Genomic DNA, 6,054 nt, shown 5'->3' with positions numbered 1-6,054 from the left:
AACCTCCCCGTCTCCACATACTTCGCCCTCCTGCACTGCGTCTCCCGCCCCGCCACACACGCCTCCTTGATTTCCAACCCCGCCACGCCCACATCCAGCGCCACCCCCAGGTAGGTCCCCTTGCCCAACCACTTCGACATCTGCGCAGTCTCCCGAATCCGCTGTGCATACCCGGCGATCTCACCCTTATGCAGATAGCTTTTGGTCGATATCCCCAGCACCTTTTTCAACGACTCATTGCCCTGCAAACCCGTGCCGAACCGCGCCGCGCCTTGCAGCTGCAGGTCCAGGCGGCGGAACAGGGCCTGGCGCTGCTGGATAAAGGCATCGCGGTCCAACGCGCCGTCTTTCAAGCGTTGATGCAAGCGTTCGATGTCTTCCAAGGTTTGCGCCACCTCATTCAGGTGCCGCGCCCAGGCCGATGTGGCGCTGCCGATGCCAATGGAGGTGGACGCCATGAAGCTCTGCAACAAGTCGTAGTTGCCGATCAAGGCCTTGCCGGTGGATGAGTTCATATCCAGGTGGCGTCGCACCTCTTGGGCATGTCGCATCAACCAGGCTTCCTCGCCCGAACAACTCACGCTGTGGGAATCGGGAATAATCACCAGTTGCCCCGGCGTGACCAGGCCGGGGCGCAGGTGCCGGTTCAACACATCAAAATGCTCGGAGCGTTGTCGGCTCGGGGCGCTGCCCATCAGGCGCGATTTCAAGCTGTGGTAGTCCGTGGTGCGGTCGTTGATATAGCTCTGCGCCATGCCCTACATCCGGGATGCAAAGAAGATGGCGTGGAAATATAAGCAAGCGCCTGGGGCCCGGACACAAGCGCAAGTGGGGTCATTAACATTTGGGAAGTTGCCTACTTCGTGAAGAAACAGCGCCTACAGAAACACCCCTAATAACCGGTCATTTCCAGGTAACCCACCCCACCGTCAAAGCGCACCGGGCCTTCCCAGTACGGAATACTCAGGTTCATCCAGGCGTTGGGGTTGAGCGCTTCGGTGGTGATGTCCAGCTGTTTGCTGGGGATCTTCAGCGACCAGCGCGTCGGTATCTGGCGCCCGTCAATCGCGGTGGTGCCCAACGGCGTCAGTTGGATATCGGCGTTGTGCAGGGTCTGGGTGCGGCCTTCGCGGTCGATCCAGGTGCCGGTCAGGTACGGCGCGCCGTCGGTTTGCCGCACCCGGAACAGCATCAGGTGTGCGCCGCGATCCAGGTGCAGGGAGAACCAGTCCCAGCCTTTCTGGCTGGCGCTCAGTGGTTGGCTGCTCCATTCGCGGTCGAGCCACGCGGGGCCGCTGACCTGATAGGTCTTGCCATCGATGCTGACGCTGCCCTCGGCGCGCAAGAACGGCTGGCTGTAGTAATACGACGCCTGGCCCTGGTCGGATTTGCGGCTGTAGCCGTTGTCGCCCTGCAGCACCAGTGGGCGACTGGAGGTTAAACGCAGGTCGTAGGCAAATTGCGCACCGTTGGCCTTGAGTTGCATGTCGGCCAATGTGCTGGTGGCGCCGGGACGGCTGGTGAAATGCCAGTCATCGATCCAGGCGTTGAACGGCGCCGCTTGCGCCCCGGCCTGGCCTACGCCGCCACGGGCGAAGCGTTCGGCGGCGTAGTGGCGGGTGCCGGAGGTGACGGCGGCATGCCCGAGCCACAGGGTGGAGTCGTGCCAGCCCGGTTGCGGCGGTCCGGCCTTGAGGGCGTTGCGAAACAACGTCCACTGCACGCCGAACACGTTGCCTTGGGCATCCTTGAGGTTGGCGGTGACGTACCACCATTCGATGCGAAAGCCCGCGTGGGGACCATGGTCCTCGGGAAAGCTGAAGACCTTGCCTGGCACTACCTGGGCAAAGTCCGCCGCGTCGCTGCCAAGGCCGGCGAAGCTTTCCTCGGGCGCGGGGGCTTTGTCGCAGGCCGCCAGCACGAGCAGCACCGCCCAGCACAGCGACTTAACCTTCATGGGCGAATGTCCTCAACAAGTCCGTCGGGCGGCTGCGATACAACTGCCACAGCGGCCAGGCCGAGGCCAGCAGCGTGGCCAGCATTGCCAGGCCCAGCAACTGCGCCAGTTGCCAGGGGAATACCTGCAACGGCAGGCGCCAGCCGAAGGCCTGCACATTTATCACCGCGTCCAGACACCACGCCAGCAGCAGCCCCAACGGCAGCGCCAGGCACAAGGTGAGCACCGCTAGCAGCCAGGTCTGGCCGAGGTTGAGCAGCATCAATTGTCGCCGCGTCACGCCCAGCGCCCACAGCGGTGCAAGTTGGCCGAGGCGGCTTTGGCTTTGGGTCAGCAGGCTGATGAACAGTGCCACGCCGGCCACGCCAAGGGTGAGGCTGTTGAGCGCGGCCGTGGCGGCGAAGGTGCGTTCGAATACCTGGCTCGACCAGCCCTTGAGTTGCTGCTGATCGATGATGCGGCTGTCCTCCAGGGCAAACACACGCTGCACATCACGGATCAGCGGCGGCACATCGGACGGTGCGACCCGCAGGTTGAACCGCGACGGAGACAGGCCCGGCCAGTGGTTCAGCAAATGCGTGGCATTGATCAACAGATGGCCTTTGGGGTTGCCGTAGTCGGCGTAGATGCCCACCACCTTGAGCGCCCAGCGCCCTTGCGGTGTCGGCAGGTCCAGCGTGTCGCCCACGCTCAGGGCCAGGCGCCGCGCCAACTGTTCGCTGAGCATTACGCTGTCACTGTCGCGCAATTGATCCCACGGCGCAGGGGCCGCTTCCAGCAACGGCCAGTGCTGACGATAGGTCGCGTCGTCGACCACACCCGCCAGGTCTGCCGGCCAACCCTCAAGCTGCACCGCCACCTGCCAGGTGGGCAACACCGCGCGCACCAGCGGTTGCTGCGCCAGCCAGGTGCCCAGTTGCTCGGCCTGGGCCGGGGTCTGGGGGTTGAGGTACAGCTCGGCAGTCAGGCGTTGTTCCAGCCAATGGTTGAATGTGAGGCGAAAACCCGAGGTCATGGAACCGGCACCGATATTGGCGGCCAGCGCCAGCAGCAGCGCCATCAGCGCCAGGCTCAGGGCCGGCAATTGCTGGCGACAATCGGCAAGAAACCATTGGCCAAGGACCGAGCGACTGCGGCCCAGCACCGCCTTGAGCAAGCCGTTGAGCAGCACCGGCAAGCCCAGGGCTGCGCCCAGCAGCAACGCGGCCATCAGTACGAACCCGGCGGCCAGGCTATCACCCCGCCACAGCGCCAACAGCGCCACCAGCAGCGCGGCGGCGGCCACATAGCCTTGACGCCGCAGCCAGCGCCCATGCGCCTCGTGCCAGGCCTGGGCATTGGCCAGCGCCAGCAACGGCAGGCGCGCCGCGCGCCACAGACTGTTGGCGCCGGCGAGCAAGGCACCGAACAGGCTCAAGCCCAAGCCGGCCAGCCACCAGCCTGGGCTCAGGCTCAGTTGCCCCGGCACCTCGGCGCCATACAGACCGCGCAGGCTCGCGGCCACGTCCGGCAGCAACAGGCTGGCCAGCAAGTAACCGCTGGCCACGCCGAGCACGCCGCCCAGCAACGACAACACCCCCAACTCCACGCCCAGCCCAAGGATCAGGCAGCGCGCGCTGACCCCACACGCGCGCAACGTACGCAGCAGACCGCGCCGCTGTTCCAGAGCCAGGCCGATGGCGGCGTGCACGATAAACAGCCCCACCACGAAGGATAAAAAACCCAGCGCGTCGAGGTTCAGGTGGAAACTTTCAGTCAGCCGCGCAAGGTTGTTGTCCTCGCCTTGCTTGAGTTGCAGCTCGGCGGGCGGTGTCGGGTGGCTTGCAGCAAAGGCCTTGTCCACCAGCAGGCGCGACAACCGTTCGGGCATCGCCAATAGCGTTTGCGCGAAGCCGATGTCGGTGAGTAACAGCCCGGGTGCCATGTCCGCCTGGGCCTGCAACGGCGGCAGGCGCTGCCCCGTCACCGTCAACGGTTGCTCGCCCTCATGCAGCCCCAGGGCCCGCAGCGTCTGCGGCGCGATAAAGGTAAGCCCCGGCGGCGCAAAGAACGCGAGGATCTGCGCCTGGCTCATCCGCTGCCCCGCCACCGCGCCACTGCCCGGCAACGACAACGGCTCGATGCCCATCAACTGCAAGCGCTGGCCCTCATGCCCCTGAAGCTGAACACGCCCCTGCACCACCGGCGACACCGGCCACCCGGCACGGCGCAATTGGGCGAACAGCGTCTGCGCAAAACTGGCCCCATCGGGCGTTGAGAGGCTGGCCTGGGGTTCGCCTCCGATCAACTGGCTGGCGCGGGCGTAGCTGTCGCGCGCCTGGCTGTTAAGGGCCTGCACACCGGTCAGCAGCGCAGTGGCCAGCCATAGACCGGTCAGCACGCTGAAAAATTGCACCGGGTGACGCCGCCAATGGCTGAGCAACGCGCGCAACGTCCAATAGAAGACCGACATGTCAGGCGGCACCCGTCGGCACGACCTGCCCGCGATGCAACAGCACCTGGCGATCCAGCCGCGCGGCGAGCCGTGGGCTGTGGGTGACCATCAACAGGCTGGTGGGGCTGTCGCGCAGCAGGTCGAGCAGCAATTGCAGCACCTCGTCGCTGGTGGCTTCGTCGAGGTTGCCGGTGGGTTCATCGGCCAGCAACAGGCCCGGACGCGAGGCCAGCGCGCGGCCCACCGCCACGCGCTGCTGCTGGCCGCCGGAAAGTTGCTCCGGGTAGCGCGCCAGCAGGTCGCCCAGGCCCAGTCGCTCGACCAATTGCGCCTGCCACCGCGCATCGAAACGCCCCGCCAGCCGTGCCTGGAACGCCAGGTTGTCGGCAACGCGCAAACTGCCGATCAAGTTGAATTGCTGGAACACCAGACCGATGTCGGTGCGCCGCCAATGCGCCAGTTGTGCCTCGCTCATCCGGTCCAGGCGCTGTTCGCCGACCTGGATACGCCCGGCATCGATCCGATCCAACCCGGCCACCAGGTGCAGCAGCGTGCTCTTGCCGCTGCCCGATTCGCCCATCAACGCCAGGCTGCCGCGCGCGGCCAACTGCAGATCGACGCCCGCCAGCACCGGCAACGGGCCTTGGGGAGTGGCATAGCTTTTAAACACGCCTTGCACCTGCAACATGGAAACGCTCGTGTAATGGCTGGGCAATCGAGAATAACGGCTGCAGGTCGAGACCACGCAAATTTTTCACATGGATTTCACCGCTCGCCCACTCACGGCTCTTTAAAGTGCCGGCCAAGCGTCACCCGTCGGCCACTTATTAGTTGCCACGTCTGGCAACTTTTAACCGCCGCATGTTCAGCGAAAAGACAGCCGCCCTGTGACAGCTTCTGGCTCCCCGGCAGGCATTCGCCGACCCGTAGCGCCTGATCAAATAAAACGCTGCCGACAGCGCCCAAGGTGAATGAAGTGGTTGACCTTATCCTGACCGAACCGCGCACGCGCAGACACTTCATCAAGCGTTTGTCAGCCCTCTGGCTGGGCATCGTCGTCGTTGCCTTACTTGTGGCCGCCTTCATGTTCTGGCCATTGTCGCCACGGGACCTGGGCGTCGGTAATCGCTTGCTGAGTTCATCGGTATTGCCGCTCTGGCGCGACGGCGACCTGATTGTGCTGGTGCGCCACGAAGAGCGCTGCGACCGCTCGAGCAACCCATGCCTGGGCCCTGTCGAAGGCCTGACGATCGCAGGCAGCCAACGCGCCGAACAGCTCGGCAAAGCCTTTAAATCATTGGGCATGGAAGGCAGCGACGTGCTCGCCAGCCCGGCCATTCGCACGGCCCAGACGTCCCGTTTCATGTTCGGCCAGACCGAGGTCACCGCCAGCCAGCAAGCCGTCTGCGGCACGGCGATGGGTGAGGAATTGCTCAGCCACAAACAGTCCGGACGCAACCTGGTATTCGTCACTCACAGCGGCTGCATCGCCGACTTCGAAGCCCGCCTGGGCTACCCCCATGCCAAGTTCCCTGAATATGGCAGCGCGCTGTTCGTGCAAGTTTTGCCCAATGGTCAATTCAAGCCTCTGGGCATCGTGAATAACCCCGACTGGCCGATGGCACTCAAGCAACTTTAAGTGGCAGGCAACTCATTACTGCAG

The 6,054-nt window shown here is 64.6% G+C and carries 5 protein-coding genes; 1 reads left to right on the top strand and 4 read right to left on the bottom strand.

The annotated features are described in order from the left end of the window. From G7025_RS22655 to G7025_RS22640, 4 genes are all read right to left on the bottom strand, one after another. The coding region (locus G7025_RS22655) for a hypothetical protein (RefSeq protein WP_181081299.1) at positions 1 to 755 on the bottom strand (755 nt) is incomplete at its 3' end. 137 nt (positions 756 to 892) lie between these two features. Then, positions 893 to 1,957 carry a lipocalin-like domain-containing protein gene (locus tag G7025_RS22650; RefSeq protein WP_181081298.1) on the bottom strand — a complete coding sequence of 355 codons (1,065 nt, stop codon included), beginning with the start codon at positions 1,955 to 1,957 and terminating at the stop codon, positions 893 to 895. Then, positions 1,947 to 4,409, bottom strand: coding sequence for an ABC transporter permease (locus G7025_RS22645; protein ID WP_181081297.1), 2,463 nt, complete (start codon positions 4,407 to 4,409; stop codon positions 1,947 to 1,949). The genes G7025_RS22650 and G7025_RS22645 overlap by 11 nt, the downstream gene beginning before the upstream one ends. Before the next feature lies 1 nt (position 4,410). Beyond that, positions 4,411 to 5,079, bottom strand: a complete 669-nt coding sequence (locus tag G7025_RS22640) for an ABC transporter ATP-binding protein (RefSeq protein ID WP_181081296.1) — start codon at positions 5,077 to 5,079, stop codon at positions 4,411 to 4,413. A 261-nt stretch (positions 5,080 to 5,340) separates the two neighbouring features. On the opposite strand from G7025_RS22640, the gene G7025_RS22635 reads away from it, so the two are divergent. Next, entirely contained in the window at positions 5,341 to 6,030 is a 690-nt protein-coding gene (locus G7025_RS22635; RefSeq protein WP_181081302.1) for a lipopolysaccharide core heptose(II)-phosphate phosphatase PmrG, read from the top strand. Positions 6,031 to 6,054 lie beyond the last annotated feature (24 nt).

The sequence above is a fragment of the Pseudomonas lurida genome (genome assembly GCF_013522705.1).
Lineage (GTDB): Bacteria > Pseudomonadota > Gammaproteobacteria > Pseudomonadales > Pseudomonadaceae > Aquipseudomonas > Aquipseudomonas quebecensis.
The sequence above is the reverse complement of the archived record's forward strand: the minus strand, read 5'-3'. Positions and strand labels throughout refer to the sequence as shown.